The organism is Parashewanella tropica, from assembly GCF_004358445.1.
In the GTDB taxonomy this organism is placed as follows: domain Bacteria; phylum Pseudomonadota; class Gammaproteobacteria; order Enterobacterales; family Shewanellaceae; genus Parashewanella; species Parashewanella tropica.
The window spans coordinates 3,280,448-3,299,833 of sequence record NZ_CP037951.1; the positions used below are offsets into that span (position 1 = coordinate 3,280,448).

The window sequence follows — 19,386 nt, forward strand, 5'->3', positions numbered from 1 at the left end:
TCAATTAAGCGTTAAATTTTAAACTGACCGATATTTTGATTCAGATCTTGAGTCGCTTCTTCAAATAGTTGAATCGTTTGGTTTAGTTGCTGATTAGACTTTAGTGATTCTTCCGATAATTCTCTTACTTGCTCAGCATTAACAGCAACATCTTCTGCTGTGACCGCCTGCTGACTAACAGCAACAGTAATGTCTGTGGTTTGCGCTTTAATGGCACTGACGGCTTCGGTTATTCCCGTTAACGTTTTCTCTACTTGGGAAGTAAGATTTTCCCCCGTCTTAGCTTGATCAACGCATTCTTGCATCACGCTCTCAGCTTTATGGGCACTCTGTTGAAGTGTGGCAATAATGGTTTGAATATTCGCGGTTGAGTCTTGAGTTCGGGATGCCAATGTTCGCACTTCATCTGCAACAACTGCAAAACCTCGACCTTGCTCACCAGCACGAGCCGCCTCAATGGCAGCATTTAGAGCCAGTAAATTCGTTTGCTCAGCAATACCACGAATAACGCTAAGTACTTCACCAATTTGTTCAGAACTATCCCTTAACTCTCGTACCACATCCGATGCTTCAATGACTTGTTGCGACATATCATACAAGCCTTTCGCCGCTAAGCTTACAATTTCACCACCTTCTTCGGCTTGATGATGGGCGTTATCAGCAAATTCACTGCTGCGCTTGGCACTGTTCGCCATATCTTGGCTGGTGTGTGCCATCTCACTGGCTGCCGTTGCCACAGAATCAATTTGACGTTTCTGCTCTGTCACATTGTCTAACGCTTGCTCATATTCGGCTCGGATCTCTTCAACACCTTGATTCACTTTTTGGGTTTGTTCTAATGTGCCCTTAAGCATGTTTTGCACTTTTTCAGCAAAGAGGTTGAAGGCACGACTTAATCGCCCAAGCTGATCTTGACGGTCTAGTTCTATTCGTCTGGATAAATCACCATCGCCTTGAGCAATGTCTTCCATAGATTGCACTAACTTATTCAATTGTTGACGAAACGGCTGCAACATTCCCCATACCATAAACCCCACTAAAGCGATGATGGCGAGTGAGATTAAGGTGGCATTCCACACCGCTTGACTCACCGGAGCCTCAATCACGGCTGTCGGTAACATAAAAGCAAGATGCCAATGCTGTTTGGGATAATCACCTTTAACGCTCATAAAGGTGACTCTTTGTGGCACGCCTTTATAAGTGACTTCAGCAACACCCTGTGTGTTCGATAATATTTGCGATTGTAGTTTTGAGAAACCTTGAGTTTGCGAAAATGAGTTGTCTACTTTCGCCAGCATTGAACTTGGAGGAAGTGATGCATTAAAGTCTTTAAAAAATACCAGTTTTCCTTGATCAGTAACTAAAAACGCCTGACCTTGATTTTGATATTTAATCGACGCTAATAGGTTTTTTCCTATGGTATCCACCAGAATATCCATTCCTCCAATACCAATCAGATCACCTTGTTTGTTTTTAATTAAGGTTTTTACCGTAGAAGAAATTGAACCGTCATTCGCGTCTACAGCAGGCTCGCCAACAAACAGTCCACCTTTGTCTATAGCTTGCTGCCACCAAGGTCGTTTGTTGGTGTAATAATTAGGGTCGCCATCGTAACGACCGGAAGTGTCAAAGTATTCGAAGGTATGAGCTGAGCCAAAAAATACCGCTTTAATATCGACATCATGATCAGTCAGATAAGAAAAATATTGCACTGTTTTTTGATATTTAGCGTCTTGACTAATATCACTACCACGATCTCGGTAATTATCTATCCATTCCACCAGCTCAGGCTGAGAGAAAAGCGTATGAATTATTTGGCCTTTGGCCACAAAGTAGTTACTGATCTCTGTCGATTTTAGAGTAACTAACGCTTCAATATCATTATCGATGTTAGTTCGAGTGCGTTCGCTTTCATTATGAACAAGATAGCCCGCAACAAGGGTGAGAAGAAGAGCCAAAGGGCTAACGATCATGACGACCAGTTGTAAACTGAGAGAGCGCTTAATTGATTCCATCGGAGACTTTGTTATTTTTTTGTAAAAATCAATTCTTAAAAAAACCGATTTAGAAATCAACCATCACCAAAGAAAACAACAGTATTCACTACAAAGAACTAAAAACACAATTCATTTAACTAAATCATTAAACATCATCAACATTACTACGAATGTTAAATACACAAAAATCAACCAATTTCCTTTATAGCTCAAAAGGTAATTGCAATTGTTCATTACCACTTTCTATTATTTGTTTCGAGCGCAAACCAACAGAAACTCCAATTAAGCGAATACCTTTACCTTCGCCTCTTTCATAGGCTTGCTCTAATAATTGAAACAGGCCTTGTTCTTGAATTGATTCAGTTTGGTGCTCAACCGTTGTTTGTACAAAGTCTGAAAATTTTAGTTTTACCACTTGTTTATTGATTTCACGCTCGGCAGCATTCCGTTCAACTCGACGTCTTAACTCATCAATGAGCTTAACTAATACAGATTGGCATTGCTCTAATGTGTATATGTCTTGCAACAAAGTGGTTTCCACGCCTACTGATTTTCGTTCACGGTGAGAAACGATAGCCCTGTCGTCGCGTCCAAAGCTGCGGTTTATGATCACTTCTCCAAACTTTCCAAATCGTTTTAACAATGATTGACGATCGTATGCTTGAACATCTGCACAGGTTTTAAGCCCCATCCCTAATAACTTTTCTTCTGTGACTTTGCCGACACCAGGGATTTTTCTCAGTGGTAATGTTTTTAAAAAATCATCGACTTGATCAGGAGAAATCACACATTGACCATTGGGCTTATTGATATCTGAAGCGACTTTGGCTAAAAACTTAATCGGAGCAACGCCCGCAGACGCTGTCAGTTGAGTCACTCTAAATATTTCTTCTCGGATCGCTTCGGAAATCAAGGTCGCAGAGCCTTGATGTTGTTTACAATCGGTGACATCTAGATAGGCTTCATCCAAAGAAAGTGGCTCAATAATGTCAGTATACTTTTGGAAAATAGCTCGAATTTGCTTGGATATGTCTTTGTAAACCTGCATCCGTCCCGCAACTAAAATCAAATGAGGACATAGTTTAAGAGCTTGCTGGGTGGGCATTGCTGATCGTACACCGTATTTTCTGGCTTCATAATTACTGGTACTGATCACACCACGAGTTTGACGGCTTCCGCCTACAGCTAAAGGCTTGCCGCGATATTCAGGAAAGTCCCTCATCTCCACAGCGGCATAAAAGCAATCCATATCAACATGAATGATTTTTCTGCACTTAGTCATCGCCACCCCCATACACTGTATATAACAACAGTATATGGGTAATTATGGTTAAAATAAACTATTGAAAGCCAATCTGGCTACTGGGTGTGTAATGATATGTTTTCATCACACTTGGCTTAGGACAAGTTGAGAGCCTTTGCTTATCAGAAAGTAAATACCATTGACGTCGATGGGCTTCACCTAAATGAATCGCTCCTTTCAGGGTATAACAACTTAAGCTAGCTTCAGATGAGGTCAAAATATAGCGGTTTTCCTGCTGAGCTTGCCATTGCCACGCTCGCTCAAACTGCACTTTATCAGGAGCAAGGTAGCTAAACTGAGTGACAGGTCTGTCGACAAACATGAGTAGCTGCTCTTTGAACTTCACTAACCCCAGCTCAGAATCTTGAGGTAAGGTTTGAGCGACTTTTTTCATTATTTTTTCAGGCGTTCGATAAGGATCTATCGCAGGCCAAATCAATAATGCCGTGACTAACCAAGCCCCAATAGTTAACGTTGAAAGTTGTATAAAAATATCTTTTTTACGCTGCCAAATACAAAAGCCAACACCTACGATTGATGCAATCACCACAGGCCAATACGCTTGTTCAAATAAAGGCTTATACACGAGATTTTTCTGTGGAATATCCAGCAAGCCAAAATAAAATGCTGACAGTAATATGATTGCAATAACCATAAGCAATACATATATCGTCCATAACGCTTGGCTTATCCACCGTCCCAATTCCATTTTCGTTAAACGCAGCCAACATACCGCCCCAACAATTGATAGCATGGGAAGCGCTGGCAGAATATAGACGGCACGTTTACCCGCCGAAATAGAGAAGAACACGACGACTAATATCGCCCATACAAATAGTGTTTTAACGACCTTATCTTGTTTTATAACGTCCAGTGTAGTGCGTCCACCAGCCAGTAGCATGATAAATAATGGCAGCCATAAAAATGGCATGACCTGTGAGATATAGTAATACCACGGCTTAATGTGATGCCAAGCGTTAGCGTAGCGCTCTGCCGTTTGTTTGAAGAGAATATTGTTTTTGTATGACACTAAATCAGCAGAGCCACTGTTATCAACAATATGAAGCATTGGAAGCAGCCATAAAGCGACTACAGCTAGCATAATCACCGGTGTCAACCAGACTAACGCATTCCAAGGCCTGTGTGGGGTTTGATAATTTCGAAACCATACCAGTAAGGGAATAAACATTAGCAGAGGTAAAAAACCAACACCTTTAGTGATTATCCCTAACCCCATCGCGCTGGCGCCAAGATAGAGCCAGCGTAGCCCATTACCTAAAATAAAATAACGTACCATCCCATAACAACCTACAGTGGTAAAAAAACACAGGGTCATATCGATTTGTGCCGTCTTCGCTTGAATAAGAAATTGGGGAGTTGCGATAAGAATTAATAAAGCTGTGAAAGCAACTTTGTGGTCATAGAGTCGCTTACTAAGATCGTAGACCATATAAGCTGTTAAGAACCCAGCAAAAGCACTTGGCAATAAAAAAGCGACTTTTAAATTGCCCGTTAGTTGATAAAAAACAGCAATCAACCACATAAAAACAGGCGGCTTGTCAGGGTAATACTCCCCTGCTCGGCTCGGAAATAGCCACTGACCAGATTGCAACATTTCTCTTGCGACTTGAGCAAATCTTGGTTCATCAGCAGGCCAAGGAAAGCGCAGCCCTAACCCAGCCACGAGTACAACAGCTAAAGCGACAAATACGATAAACAGCCATTTTTGCTCTGCTTTGATTTGCATGGTTAATCCCTTTTCTACTCAGAGCTAGAAAGTGCCTATGATAAAACTCAAGAGTAGGTATCAATATCCTTGCTGTGATTAACATCATCTGACTGCTGATGGGTTTGATTCGACTGAAGATCTTGGTTTATTTTCAACTGAGGCATAACCACAGTTTTATATAGGTAACTACCAATTAAAGTAGAAATTACCAACAAAGCAAGACTTAGCCATAATTGAATGCTATCCGTTTGTGCAATGCCCGCCCCCACAAAACTAAACAACATCATTTGTGGGAGATAACCAATAAAGCTACCGAAGAGAATGCCACCAAGAGGTAATTGACTTAAAGCCGCAGCAATATTGGTAAGCAAGTTACTGCCAATGGGCATTAAACGAATTGCGCATATCCATAACCAAGTGCGTTTTTGCATGAGTGATGTCACTAACTCCAGCTTAGATTGATATCGCTTTTTAAACCACCGACCACCGAATTGCCTAATGTAAAAGATGGTTAGTAATGACCCCAGTAATGTCAGAAGTGTAGAAAGTAAGCTCCCCCAAACACCACCTAGTACCGCACCACAAGCCAATGCAATCATTTGCCTTGCGCCACCAATGGCAGTAAACAAAATACTCACGACAATAAAGAGTCCCCACCCCGACCATCCAGCATGAGAAAATATTGATACCAACTTTAAATGAACATCCGTATTACCAAACACGCCAAATTGAAGGGCAGCAATCAAAACCAACATCAATGCACTGAGAAGTAACACGCTGCGGCTCATCTGTATTCCGTTTTACTTAAAATGGTGTGTGATTGCACTACGGGGCAACGACTACGCTTCACTAACCAGCGAACCCCAAACAAATCAACAATACCAACCCAAACTCGATTCCACGCTGTATATTTTGAAACTCCGAAAGCCCGATCCCGATGAGAAACAGGCACAACTTTTATCTGTCCTCCCATTCGCTTTATAAGGGCAGGTAAATAACGATGCATATGATCAAAGTAAGGCAGTTTTTGCCAAGTCATCTTGGGAATTAGCTTTAAGCCACAACCAGTGTCTGGGACATCGTCATGTAAGATGGCATTACGAATAAAATTAGCAATCTTAGATTGAAGTCGTTTCCATGAGGTGTCCTTGCGTTGGTGTCGAAAACCAGTAATGCAATAGTCTTTATCTTCTGGTAGTTTTTGGGCTTGTTCCATAAGTAATGGAATGTCAGCTGGATTGTTTTGACCGTCACCATCTATGGTGACTAACCATTTTCCACGAGCTTTTTGGGCGGCTTGATAAAGCGCGGTAGACTGTCCAACACTCGCTTGATTTTCGACAAGCTGAGCTTCAATTTGTAACAGCTCACAGTGGGTAATAAACAAGTCACCAGTGGCATCTATGCAGCCATCACTGACCAGCACGACTTCAAATGGACATATTTCAGAAAGAGCCACATGAACTTCTTTGATCAAATTGGGAATATTTTCCGCTTCATCTTTCGCGGGGATCAACACTGAAACTAAAAAGGGCTCATTTATTTCCCAAGCTTTCATTTATGCTCCCACAAACCCAAATAAATTGAGTATGGCACAAGCTTAGAAAGCTGCCGTTGAAATCAGAAAGTCGTGGCTCAAAGTATATGGATAACCTAAGGTTTGTATCGTAAATCATAATGTTACTGATTTCGTTATACAGAGCTGAGGTTATGGATAGCAAAAAGGCTCCGAATGGAGCCTTTCTAATAACTAGATAATTCGGTTTTTCTCGAGCATTTCTTTCCGAGCTTGCTCTTTTTCCATACGACGCTTACGACGGTCGCAGGGATCATCACAATCGCATGCTTTCTCAATACCAATAGCGCCTAAACCACCGCAACTACCTTCAACGGCTTTACGCTTTACAAGGTAGCCAATAGACATCAATAAAAAAAATACTAGCAATACTACAAAGGCGGCGATAAAGGTGCTCATACTTGCTCCGAATAATTCTAACTATTTCGAACTTGGTACATACGGTTTAAAAGCATCACTATAGATAACCTTGAAACCATCTTTATGTTTTTCGATGAGCATTATCGCTAAGTTCTCTTTTTTAGCAAGCTCTAATGCACGCTTTGTCCCCAATACCATCATGGATGTAGAGTAACCATCTGCCATCATACACGATGGATGTAATACGGTCGCAGATACCAGCTTATGCTGAACTGGGTAGCCAGTATTAGGATCAATAATGTGAGTATAGCGTTTTCCGTTCTCTTCAAAGTAGTTTCTGTAATCTCCAGATGTCGCCATTGCCATGTTACCCGGCTGAATAACCTCTTGAACGGCACGTTCATTCGACACTGGTTTTTCTACCGCAATACGCCAAGCACTACCGTCCGTTTTCGTGCCTTTTACTTTTAACTCTCCACCAATTTCAACCAAATAACCACTGATGTGGTATTTGTCCATTATGCTCGATACTTTATCTACGCCGAAGCCTTTGGCAATGGTTGATAAGTCAACGTATAAATCTTTACTGCCTTTAGTCAAAGTTAAACCATTAATCTCGATCGCATGAATGTTAATTTTGGCTTTAGCGGCATCGATTTGAGCTTGTGGTGGTGGCTCTACTTTCGGTTTATCTGGACCAAAACCCCAAAGGTTAACTAATGGACCAACAGTAATATCTAAAGTCCCATGAGACTGTTTTTGTAACAGCTTTGATGCTTTCAGTACCTTAACTAAATCAGCAGAGACAGTAATACTCTGACCTTGTTTTAACTTGTTAAAACGAGATAACTCTGAATTTGGGCGGTAAGTAGACATCTGGTCATTGACCAGCTCTAACGCAGTATCAATTTCCGCTTGTAATGCTTTGGGATCTGGTACGTTGTCATTAGGGACAAATTTAATGTGGTAAGTCGTCCCCATGGTATTACCCGCCAATGCAACATCATTCGCAGGCTTGCTACATCCTGTTACTACACTTAAAGTAAATAACGATACTAATAATAACCAATATTTTTGTTTTACCAGCCAATTCATTACTAAAGTCCTTAGAACTGAAAAATTAGAAGCAGAGTTAACTTTTTAAGGCCAATTAAGACCAATAAATACCATGCAATAATACCAATAAAAAAGCCGTAAGACTTTATATCTTACGGCTTTTAGGTAGAAATTCAGGCTAATTAGCCACCGAAATCATCAAGTAGGATGTTTTCGTCTTCTACACCAAGATCTTTTAGCATGCCAATAACAGCAGCGTTCATCATTGGAGGACCACACATGTAGAACTCACAATCTTCTGGTGCTTCATGGTCACGCAGGTAGTTTTCATACAATACGTTGTGGATGAAGCCAGTGTATCCGTCCCAGTTATCTTCTGGTTGTGGATCAGAAAGGGCTACGTGCCAGTCGAAGTTATCGTTCTCTGCCGCTAGACCATCGAAGTCTTCAACATAGAACATCTCACGCTTAGAACGAGCACCATACCAGAAGCTCATCTTACGCTTAGACTGAAGACGTTTAAGCTGATCGAAGATGTGAGAACGCATTGGCGCCATACCAGCACCACCACCAACGAATACCATTTCAGCGTCAGTTTCTTTCGCGAAGAACTCACCGAATGGACCAGAGATGGTTACCTTGTCACCCGCTTTTAGGCTCCAGATGTACGATGACATCTTACCGCAAGGTAGGCTTAAATCACGTGGCGGTGGCGTAGCAATACGCACGTTCAACATGATGATGCCTTCTTCTTCTGGGTAGTTCGCCATTGAGTAAGCACGAATGGTTTCTTCGTCAACTTTAGACTCTAGCTTGAAGAAGCCAAAGTGCTCCCAGTCACCACGATACTCTTCAGGAACATCGAAGTCTGCATATTTAACATGGTGAGCTGGTGCTTCAATCTGAATGTAACCACCTGCACGGAAAGGTACAGATTCACCATCAGGGATACCAAGCTTAAGTTCTTTAATGAAGGTCGCTTTGTTATCGTTAGAGATAACTTCACATTCCCACTTCTTGATACCGAAGATTTCTTCGTCTAATTCGATTTCCATGTCGGTTTTCACGTTAACCTGACATGATAGACGACAACCGTTACGCGCTTCACCTTTAGTGATGTGGTCAAGTTCGGTTGGAAGAATATCACCACCACCAGACTTAACATTTACACGACACTGACCACATGAGCCACCGCCACCACAAGCACTAGAAACGAAAATACCGCTTTCAGCTAATGCGCCTAATAACTTACCGCCCGCTGCGGTTTTAATGGCTTTGTCAGCATCGCCGTTGATGCCAATGGTAATATCGCCTGATGCAACCAGTTTTGACTTAGCGAATAGAATCACTAATACCAAAGCTAGGACGATCAAGGTGAACATACCTACACCTAAAATTACAATATCCATTAACTTATCCTTTAAAGGTCTGGCCTAAGGCGTCTTATAAAGAGACGCCAGAGAAAGACATGAAACCTAAGGCCATTAGACCCGCTGTGATAAAGGTAATACCTAGACCACGAAGACCATCAGGTACGTCTGCGTACTTCATTTTCTCACGGATACCCGCAAGTAAAACGATAGCCAGAGCCCAACCTACACCAGAACCAATACCGAACACTACGCTTTCAGTTAGGTTGTAATCACGCTCAACCATGAATGAAACTGCACCGAAGATTGCACAGTTTACGGTGATTAGCGGTAGGAAAATACCTAGTGCGTTGTACAAAGGTGGGAAGTACTTATCTAAAGTCATTTCCAAAATTTGTACTAGAGCCGCAATTACACCGATAAAGGTGATGAACTTAAGGAAGCTCAAATCAGCATCTGGGAAACCTGCCCACTTAAGTGCGCCTGGAGCCAACAATGCTTGGTAGATGATTTGGTTTACTGGTACAGAAATCGCCAATACTACGATTACCGCAACACCCAAGCCCATAGAAGTCGTTACTTTCTTAGATACGGCCAAGAAAGTACACATACCTAGGAAGAATGACAGTGCCATGTTTTCAATGAAAACAGAGCGAATGAATAAACTAATATAATGTTCCATCGTTCTTACCCTTTCGCTTCAACTTGATCAGGCTTGTAAGTACGGATGATCCAGATCAGAATACCAATCAAGAAGAACGCACTTGGTGGAAGCAGTAACAGACCGTTTGGTTGATACCAGCCGCCTTCCGAAATCTTTTTCATGATTTCGATACCGAATAAGCTACCGTTACCGAACAATTCACGAACAAAACCAACTGCAAGAAGGATTGCACCGTAACCTAAACCGTTACCGATACCATCCATGAAACTCATCATTGGTGGAGTCTTCATTGCGTAGGCTTCAGCACGACCCATTACGATACAGTTAGTAATGATCAAACCAACGAATACCGAAAGCTGCTTCGCTACATCATAAGCGAACGCTTGTAGTACTTGGTCTACCACGATTACCAATGACGCAATAATGGTCATTTGCACGATGATACGAACGCTGCTTGGGATCTGTTCACGGATCATTGAGATAAACAGGTTCGAGAACGCCGTCACTGCGGTCAATGCCAAGGTCATTACCAAGGCGGTTTCCATTTTACTGGTTACCGCAAGCGCACTACATACACCCAAGATTTGCAGAGCAATCGGGTTGTTGCTGATAATAGGACCAGTTAAAACTGATTTTAGCTCTTTAGCGTTAGCCATTAGCTTAGCCCTCCTTTACGAACTTTCTCGATGAAACGAGCAAAGCCTTCGTTACCTAACCAGAACGTTAGTGAGTGCTGTACACCATTACTGGTTAGCGTTGCACCAGAAAGTGCATCAACACCATGTACCGTCATCGCTTCTGCAGGGTTCTTAGTGACTTTAATCGCTAAGTTGCCTTTATCATCGTATAACTTCTTGCCATTCCACTTAGCAATCCACTTAGGATTTTGTACTTCACCACCAAGACCTGGAGTTTCACCACTGCCTGAAAACTTATAGTAAACCAAGTTCTCAATTGTGTTCATGTCAGGCTTAACCGCAAGGAATGCGTACATTGTTGACCAAAGACCGTAACCTTTAACAGGTAAAATGATGGTCTCTAGTTTGCCTTGTTCGTTACGAACCAAGTAAACAACCGCATCATTCGCTACACGCTTAACTGATGCAATGTCGTTCTTAGGAACAAAAGAGTTTTTAGGGTCACGAGCTGCTTTGTCCATATCGAAGGTATTACCGTCGATACCGTTAACAAAGTCACCTGTTTTTAGGTTTACTACTTTTGCTGTAATACGCGCATCGTAAAGCTTTTTAACTTCAGCTTTAGTCATGGTCAGATTACGAGTATCAAGTAGGTTTGCCGCTTCTAAAATGTATTTTTGCTGGTCAAAGCTTTTGTTGTCATCTTGGATAGGCTTAAGCATTACCGCTGCAGCTGATACCAAAATAGAACAAACCAAACATAGACCAACTACAACGAGTAGGGTTCTGCTGAATGAATCTTTATTTGCGTTAGCCACGAGCGATCCTCCGCTTAATGTTACCTTGTACGACGAAGTGATCGAATAAAGGTGCAAACAAATTAGCAAACAGAATCGCCAACATCATACCTTCTGGGAATGCTGGGTTGATCACACGAACAAACACCACCATTGCACCGATCAACATACCGTATGCCCACTTACCTTTGTTAGTAAATGAAGCAGATACAGGGTCAGTTGCCATAAACATCATACCAAAGGCAAAACCACCTAATACAAGGTGCCAGTACCAAGGCATCGCAAACATTGGGTTAGTGTCACTACCGATGACATTCAATAGTGTAGATACCGCAATCATACCTAGCATCACACCTGATACGATTCTCCAAGATGCGATACGTGCGTAGATGATCACTAAACCACCAAGCAAGATAGCAATCGTAGAAACTTCACCCATAGAACCAGGAATGAAACCTAGGAACGCATCCCACCAGCTTTGATCAAACGCATAGCTTAAGTGACCCGCTGCTGCTTGGCTCAGTGCTGTTGCACCAGAGAAACCGTCAGCTACAACCCAAGTGGTGTCGCCTGACATGTTTAGCGGATAAGCAAAGAATAAGAAAGCACGCCCCGCTAATGCAGGGTTAAGGAAGTTACGACCTGTACCACCAAAGATTTCTTTCGCAACTACCACACCAAAGGTGATACCTAGAGCCACCATCCATAACGGAATAGTTGCAGGTAGCGTCAATGCGAAAAGCACCGAGGTAACAAAGAAGCCTTCGTTAACTTCGTGTCCACGAACTGATGCAAACAATACTTCCCAGAAACCACCGACAATAAAAGTCACGGCATATATAGGTAGGAAGAAACAGGCGCCATACCACATGAGGGTGGTCCAGCCAGCATCTTTAGTCAGTTCAGTACCGAACAGTCCGAATAAGTCTACTTGCCATACGTCTGGCGTACCAAAACCAGCAATTAAGGCATCTTGCGCTTGTAGACCAACGTTGTACATACCCATGAACATTGCAGGGAAAGTACACGCCCAAACGGTGATCATGATACGTTTTAGGTCGATGTTATCACGAACGTGAGTACGTCCACGGTTCACCTTACCTGGGGTATAAAATACCGTGTATACCGCTTCAAACAGGGCATACCATTTTTCGTATTTCCCGCCTTTTTCAAAATCAGGCTCGATACGTTCGAAAAAATTCTTCAAGCTCATTAGCCTTCCCTCTCGATCGTATCTAAACAGTCGCGAAGATATGAACCATAGTCATACTTGCCTGGACATACGAAAGTACACAATGCTAAATCTTCTTCATCTAGCTCTAACGCACCTAATGATTGTGCGCCATCAACGTCGCCTGAAAGCAGGTCACGTAGCAGCATAGTTGGAAGAATGTCTAACGGCATAACACGCTCGTAAGCACCAATTGGCACCATTGAACGATCAGAACCGCCAGTGCTGGTTGTGATGTTAAACAGCTTAGATGGAGACAAGTGGCTTAAGAATGCACGAGTGGCTGAGAACTTGTTCGCACCTGGCATTGCCCAACCAATGAATTCTTTTTCAGTGCCTTCTTCAAGTACACTGATTTGGTTGTGATAACGACCTAAAAATGCGTGAGGGCCATTAGCCGTACGACCGTTAAGCACAGAGCCAGAAACGATACGGTTATCGCCTTCTTGAACTTCTTTTGCCATTAACTCAGTCGTGCTTGCACCAATAACAGTGCGCAGTAGACGAGGTTGTAGTGCTTTAGGGCCACCTACTGCAACAACACGCTCAACGTGTAATTCGCCGGTAATAAATAGCTGACCAATGGCTATTACATCTTGGTAACCAATGTGCCAAACCGTACGGTTAACAGAAGCCGGAAGCAAATAATGGATATGAGTGCCAACTAACCCAGCAGGGTGTTTTCCAGCAAATTCTTCAACTTGTGCGTTTGCAGCAGGAATGTCTTTACCCGCCTCCTTACACAAGAACACTTTGCCTTCAGTCAATTTCGCTAGCACTTTAAGGCCGTTAGCAAAATCGTCTTTATGTTCGTTGATCACTACCGCAGGATCCGCAGCCAAAGGCTGAGTATCAATAGCAGTTACAAAGATAGCTGCCGCATCAGATTCGATGGCAGGTACTTTGCTGAATGGGCGAGTACGTAAAGCCGTCCACAAACCTGAACCGATCAGATTTTCGCGAACTTGGCTTGACGTTAAGCCGTCTAACTCAGCTGTATCGTATTTAGCGAAAGTAACTTGCTCGTCACCTTCAACATCAATCACAACTGACTGTAAGACACGCTTGGCGCCACGGTTAATTTCGGTAACAGTACCACTAGCAAAAGCCGTATATACAACGCCAGGATTCTTCTTATCTTCGAAGATCACCTGACCTTTCTTAACCTTATCACCGACACGAACTTTCATGGTCGGGCGAAGGCCAATATACTCTTCACCTAGGGTAGCCACCTGTTTAATGGCTGGGCCATTATGGATAACTTGTTCTGGTCCACCAGCGATGGGCAGATCCAATCCTTTCTTAATTGTAATCATATCCACAAGCACTACGTTTGAGGGAAATACAAAAGCGCCACATTAAGCAATAAGCACAAGAATTTAGTACTATTTCTTAGCACTAAATTCACGAAAAACAATTGTCAAAATGCGATCACTATCACGTTGGTCGCGCGCATTTTACCCCAATTGGTGACGCATCGCCACGAAAAATATAGCTTTATTCCGTATCAAGGACTCATTAATTCAGCTGAAGTTAAGGTAATCGCTCTACTTCAAAAATATGCAAGTGCTGTGAACTTGATTCACTATGTATTTGGATTTAATGAGATACTCATTTTCTTCTGTGTATACTCACCAAGATAACACTTGAATTTTAAGTATCGAATCGCTATCTTGAGCGGCCTTTTTTTCGAGCTCATTATCCGATATGTCAGACGACTTTATTTACTCACCGCCTTCTGTACCTTGGTTAGATATTATTTACCAAGATAAAGATGTGATTGTCGTCAACAAACCTTCTGGCTTACTGTCGGTACCAGGACGTGATCCTGCTCATTTTGATAGTATTTATCACCGCGTAAGACAACTCCACCCTAACGCCCAAATCGTTCATCGCTTAGACATGGCGACCTCTGGGATCATGGTTCTAGCACTAAGAAAAAAAGCAGAAAGTGAGCTTAAACGTCAATTTCGAGATAGAGAGACGAAAAAGATCTATTACGCTCGCGTCGCAGGTCATGTTTCTAAAAAGATTGAAAAGGTCGAATTACCATTAATTTGTGACTGGCCAAATCGCCCAAAACAAAAAGTCTGTCATCAAGTGGGTAAGCCTTCTTTAACTTATGTTGAAGTGATGAGTTACGGTAAACGTTCAACCTTAGTAAAACTTACCCCAATAACTGGTCGTTCACATCAACTTAGAGTTCACATGATGGCTATCGGTCACCCTATTCTAGGTGATGGCTTTTATGCCGATCCACTAGCCAAAAGTCTTAGCTCAAGATTACTGCTTCATGCACAAAGTTTGACGTTTAAACAGCCTTATTCTCAAGAGTTGATGAGTTTTACAAATGGCATTCCATTTATCTCGCCTAACAAACTTCAGTAACAAACCCAAAGTCACCCAACTCAACTTTTAATTCATTATTAGCACAAAAAACAGTACAAAACTCTAATTTGCTGCATAAAAAAACAGAAATGCAGAATTTAAATTCTAAAAACCTAATTTTTACGCCCCAAAAGCGTTAATTTTTTGTTGCGTAAATATAGTTTTAGCGTTACAAAAACATATCATTTTGTACCAAGCATAGAATGGACTCTTCAAAATAGAGAAAAACTAAAAAAATCTTTGTTGGTAAAAATGTGACTATAAAATTAACTTACCAGGGTAAATACTAATGAAAACCAAAATAGCGCTGGCTATTTCAAGTGCACTTGCATTTAGCGCAGTAAACGCAGAACAAACTGAAATAATCACTAAAGAACAAGTAAAGACACGATCAATTCAATCTCACTTTAAAAAAAATACGAACTCCAAAACTGGAATGCCCTCTCAATTCGATGCCGAAATGAAAAGAACGACGTTCCAGTGGGCAAGTATTGATGATGAACTTCCTCCAATTGCACCACTGGATAAACAATTTAGAGCTTCTGCGGCAGCAGATTTTTATTTAAATAAACTAGCTGGCGTTACTCCTGCCAAAAGTGGCCTATTGAATGTATCTATGGTCAGTATGCATAACCCTGAAAAGGGCGCAAAAATTGCAAAATATAAGCAAGATATTTTAGGTGTTGAAATTTTCAATCGTGAACTCAATATCATGATGGATTCAGAGCACAAGTTAGTTGCATCTTCTGGTTATTTAGCGATAGAACCGTCAGCCAATACTTCTCAACTTAGTGCTATTGCAAAGCAACAATTTGGCAGCGCGGAAGATGCGATCAAAGTTGCTTTCAATAAAATGGGCGGCAACTCTGAATCACTACAATTATTGGTAACTAAATCGGATTCACCTAAATATGATCATTTCGTTGCTGAATCTCAAGTGGACAAACTTCAATTAAAAGGCGAGCCAAGAGCCAAAAAGGTTTTTTTTGAAGCTAACGGAACTTTAATTCCTGCACATTATGTAGAAGTTGAAACAAACCACGTTGACTCCGTAGATTCAGAATACATGAGCTTTGTCATCGATAACAAAGGTAAAGTTCTATTCAAAAATAATCTAATTAGTCACGCCTCAAAATTTAATTATAGAGCTTACTTAGATGCAGATGGTAAACCATGGGACAGCCCTCATGGAAATGTAATCCCAGCCAAGCCAGACAGTAAACCAACTGACTTTATAACTGCGAAATACTTAGATGCGCCGTTAGTAGAACTCGCTCACGGCCCAATTAAAACAAACGATCCTTGGCTTGCTGAAGGTGCGACGAAAGTATTTGGTAACAATGTTCGATCATACGCAGATGTAGTTGCTCCTGACGGTTTCACCAATGGTGACTACACCGTTGAGGTCACTAGCGCAAACACGTTTGATTATCCTTATGATACCGATAGCCCTGAATATTCACGTAAAAACCGTGAAGCGGCCATTGTTAACCTTTTCGTTGTAAATAACTATTTACATGATGATTTTTATAACCATGGTTTTGATGAAAAAGCAGGAAATGCCCAAGAGGTTAACTATGGTCGTGGTGGAGAAGAAGGTGATCCACTACTTGTTGAGGTGCAAGATAGCTCTGGGTTTAATAACGCAAATATGCGAACCCCTGCAGATGGTCATTCTCCACGTATGCAGATGTATTTATGGGATAAAGCCGCTGTCAAAGGTGAAGACTATGGCGCATACATAAAAGATGATGATAAGGAAACACTGATACAGTCTGTAACTTTATCAGCCTTAGGCCCTTCAGCATATGAAAAAGTTACAGCAAAATTGGTGCGTGCAGAAGATGCAGTTGAAACCAAAAACGATGGCTGTACTGCTTTAACAAACGCTGATGCTATTAAAGGCAACATTGCTATTATTGATCGCGGTGCTTGTAACTTTGTTTTAAAAATTGAACACGCTCAAGCTGCTGGTGCTATTGCAGTGATTGTTGCGAATAACAAGGACGGCGATGCAACTTTAAGAATGGGCGGTGATAATGCTGAAGGCATTACCATTCCAAACATCATGATTTCCCAAAATGATGGCAAGAACATATATAAAATGATGGCTGATGGTGATGTAATAGTCTCTTTATTCAGTAAACAAAAACCAAGAGACTTCAAAGCCAGTTCTTGGGATAACGGCATTGTTGCTCATGAATGGGGACATTACATTAGTAACCGATTAGTGGGTAACGGTTCCGGCTTAAGTAATAACCAAGGTCGTTCATTGGGCGAAGGCTGGGGTGATTTCCATGCATTACTACTCTTAACTGAAGCTAGTGATGCCATGATTGCTGGAAATGAAAAGTTTGAATCAGCCTATGCCGCAACTTCTTATGTTGCAAACTTCCAACGTGGCATCAGAAGAATGCCGTACTCTACAAATACAGAAATTAACAATCATACCTTTAAAGCAATCGAAGGTAACCCGCAAGTTCATGCTTCTGGCGAAGTATGGGCATCTATGCTTTGGGATTCATATGTTGCTTTGATTAACGATGAGCGCCATAGCTTTAAAGAAGCTCAAAGTCGCATGAAAGATTATCTTGTAGCTGGTTATAAGATGACCCCAGTATCTCCAACATATACAGAGGCTAGAGATGCTCTGCTAGCTGCTGCTTATGCCAACGATATTGAGGACTATAAACTCATTTTATCAGCATTTGCGAAACGCGGAATGGGCTTAGGTGCGGTGTCTCCATCAAGATTCTCTAGAGATCATAAAGGTGTTGTCGAATCAACTAAAACAGAGTTATCAGCATTTAATGTTGCTAGTCATCAATTCGAAAATGACTTCGAAGGATTAACCAATGGCTATTGCACTAAAGATGGAGTATTAGACAAAGGTGAAACAGGTACTGTTACTTTTGCTCTTAAAAACTCAGGTAACAAGTCTTTAGAAGGGCTTAAAGCTAAAGTTGAAGTAATGAGTGATCATAAAGTTACTTTTGCCAATGAAGGGAAAATAACGTTTGATAAATTGGATGTTTTCAAATCTGTAACAAGCAGCCCTCTAGAGTTTACTCTAGAAGAAGCATCAGCTGCTGATGAAGTAAAATTCAAAATTAGCTTCGATGAAGTTGAAGGTGTGGAAGTTCCAGAAGACTACACCATATCTACAACTGTTAATTATGGGTTTAAAACAAAGCCATTAAATGGTTCATCCACTTCTACTGATATGGAAAGCGTTACTTGGGAGAAGGATTTAACTCAAAAAGTGCTCAAAGGTGGAGAGAGAGCAGAATCAACATATGGCGCATATGATGGTGGTTTAATCGGACTATTTTCAAGAGGTCATGACCTTGGAAAACAAACGATTCATCTAAAAAACAATGGGTTTGAATCAGATGTTACGGTTGAATCTAAAACATTTACAGTTGGATATGACGGTGACTTTGAATTCAGTTTCTGGCATTTCTACGCCATTGAAAGAGGTTTTGACGCAGGCGTTGTTGAAATTAGCATAAATGGTGATGACTGGGTTGATGCCGCGAGTGTCGGTGGTAAATTCAAGTATGGCTATGTAGGCTCCGTAGAGAAACAAGACTCACAACCTCTTTCAGAAAGACCTGTTTACCATGGTCGTTTCATCCAAAATGGTAACTTTGGTGGTGTAGAAGTGATCAATTTTGGTGAAAAGTTAAATGGTAACGAAGTTAAGATGCGTTTTAGAATCGCGACTGACGGAAATACTAATGACTTGGGATGGTGGATTGATAACATCAAGGTTAAAAATGCAACCACACCAATATTCAATGACATTGTTGCGGGTAACTCTTTTGCGTGTGATAACCGCTTACCAAATGTTTCGATTGTAGCGGACAAAACCAGTGTCACCGAGGGTGAAAAAGTTACTCTTACAGCAACTGCTATTGATGCAAACAAAGATGAGCTTACATACTCTTGGAAACAGCTAGAAGGAGCTAACGCTAAACTTGAAGGAGTTGATACAAATAAACTCATTATTACAACTGCGGATATCTCCAGTGACGAGAAGCAAGTGTTTGAGTTAACTGTAAGCGATGGTAAAGGATCTGTTGTTTCTAAATCTTCAATTGATGTAAAAGCAAAAGCTGAACCTGCCCCCGCTCCAGAACCAAAGAAAAAGTCTGGTGGTAGTTTAGGTATTATTACTCTGATTTTACTACCTCTGTTAGGACTGAGACGTAAACTTAAATAGCTCTGTTAGTTATTTGCTATTGTAAGATCAGGGGCTTCTCAATGAAGCCCCT

Annotated in this window: 15 protein-coding genes; 2 read left to right on the plus strand and 13 right to left on the minus strand. The window is 41.5% G+C overall.

Annotated elements, in window-relative coordinates; genetic code table 11:
• Positions 1-11 precede the first annotated feature (11 nt).
• From E2H97_RS14505 to E2H97_RS14565, 13 genes are all read right to left on the minus strand, one after another.
• The gene (locus tag E2H97_RS14505; RefSeq protein ID WP_133407795.1) at positions 12-2,015 is read right to left on the minus strand and encodes a methyl-accepting chemotaxis protein; all 2,004 of its coding nucleotides are present in this window, start codon (positions 2,013-2,015) and stop codon (positions 12-14) included.
• 184 nt (positions 2,016-2,199) lie between these two features.
• Entirely contained in the window at positions 2,200-3,279 is a 1,080-nt protein-coding gene (dinB, locus tag E2H97_RS14510) for a DNA polymerase IV (RefSeq protein ID WP_133407796.1), read from the minus strand.
• A 58-nt stretch (positions 3,280-3,337) separates the two neighbouring features.
• Positions 3,338-5,047 carry an ArnT family glycosyltransferase gene (locus tag E2H97_RS14515; RefSeq protein WP_133407797.1) on the minus strand — a complete coding sequence of 570 codons (1,710 nt, stop codon included), beginning with the start codon at positions 5,045-5,047 and terminating at the stop codon, positions 3,338-3,340.
• 47 nt (positions 5,048-5,094) lie between these two features.
• On the minus strand, positions 5,095-5,817 hold the full coding sequence (locus tag E2H97_RS14520; RefSeq protein ID WP_133407798.1) for a TVP38/TMEM64 family protein: 723 nt from the start codon (positions 5,815-5,817) through the stop codon (positions 5,095-5,097).
• A complete protein-coding gene (locus tag E2H97_RS14525) occupies positions 5,814-6,587 on the minus strand; it encodes a glycosyltransferase family 2 protein (protein ID WP_133407799.1) in 774 nt (257 codons plus the stop codon). Before E2H97_RS14525 ends, E2H97_RS14520 begins: the two co-directional genes overlap by 4 nt.
• 192 nt (positions 6,588-6,779) lie before the next feature.
• Positions 6,780-7,004, minus strand: coding sequence for a (Na+)-NQR maturation NqrM (gene nqrM / locus E2H97_RS14530; RefSeq protein WP_121840513.1), 225 nt, complete (start codon positions 7,002-7,004; stop codon positions 6,780-6,782).
• Positions 7,005-7,025: 21 nt separating this feature from the next.
• Entirely contained in the window at positions 7,026-8,060 is a 1,035-nt protein-coding gene (locus E2H97_RS14535) for an FAD:protein FMN transferase (protein WP_133407800.1), read from the minus strand.
• Positions 8,061-8,203: 143 nt separating this feature from the next.
• Entirely contained in the window at positions 8,204-9,430 is a 1,227-nt protein-coding gene (gene nqrF, locus E2H97_RS14540; RefSeq protein ID WP_133407801.1) for an NADH:ubiquinone reductase (Na(+)-transporting) subunit F, read from the minus strand.
• Between the two features lie 34 nt (positions 9,431-9,464).
• Positions 9,465-10,073 (minus strand): NADH:ubiquinone reductase (Na(+)-transporting) subunit E, encoded by a 609-nt coding sequence (gene nqrE, locus E2H97_RS14545; RefSeq protein WP_133407802.1) that lies wholly within the window; start codon positions 10,071-10,073, stop codon positions 9,465-9,467.
• 5 nt (positions 10,074-10,078) lie between these two features.
• On the minus strand, positions 10,079-10,711 hold the full coding sequence (locus E2H97_RS14550; protein ID WP_133407803.1) for an NADH:ubiquinone reductase (Na(+)-transporting) subunit D: 633 nt from the start codon (positions 10,709-10,711) through the stop codon (positions 10,079-10,081).
• Positions 10,711-11,511 (minus strand): Na(+)-translocating NADH-quinone reductase subunit C, encoded by an 801-nt coding sequence (locus tag E2H97_RS14555; protein ID WP_133407804.1) that lies wholly within the window; start codon positions 11,509-11,511, stop codon positions 10,711-10,713. Before E2H97_RS14555 ends, E2H97_RS14550 begins: the two co-directional genes overlap by 1 nt.
• Positions 11,504-12,703, minus strand: a complete 1,200-nt coding sequence (locus E2H97_RS14560; RefSeq protein WP_133407805.1) for an NADH:ubiquinone reductase (Na(+)-transporting) subunit B — start codon at positions 12,701-12,703, stop codon at positions 11,504-11,506. The genes E2H97_RS14555 and E2H97_RS14560 overlap by 8 nt, the downstream gene beginning before the upstream one ends.
• Complete coding sequence (locus E2H97_RS14565) at positions 12,703-14,037, minus strand: Na(+)-translocating NADH-quinone reductase subunit A (protein WP_133408661.1); 1,335 nt, start codon at positions 14,035-14,037, stop codon at positions 12,703-12,705. Before E2H97_RS14565 ends, E2H97_RS14560 begins: the two co-directional genes overlap by 1 nt.
• A 391-nt stretch (positions 14,038-14,428) precedes the next feature.
• On the opposite strand from E2H97_RS14565, the gene rluA reads away from it, so the two are divergent.
• Positions 14,429-15,109 carry a bifunctional tRNA pseudouridine(32) synthase/23S rRNA pseudouridine(746) synthase RluA gene (rluA, locus tag E2H97_RS14570; RefSeq protein ID WP_133407806.1) on the plus strand — a complete coding sequence of 227 codons (681 nt, stop codon included), beginning with the start codon at positions 14,429-14,431 and terminating at the stop codon, positions 15,107-15,109.
• 289 nt (positions 15,110-15,398) lie between these two features.
• Positions 15,399-19,334 (plus strand): rhombosortase-dependent M36 family metallopeptidase, encoded by a 3,936-nt coding sequence (locus tag E2H97_RS14575; RefSeq protein ID WP_133407807.1) that lies wholly within the window; start codon positions 15,399-15,401, stop codon positions 19,332-19,334.
• The last annotated feature ends 52 nt before the right edge of the window (positions 19,335-19,386 follow it).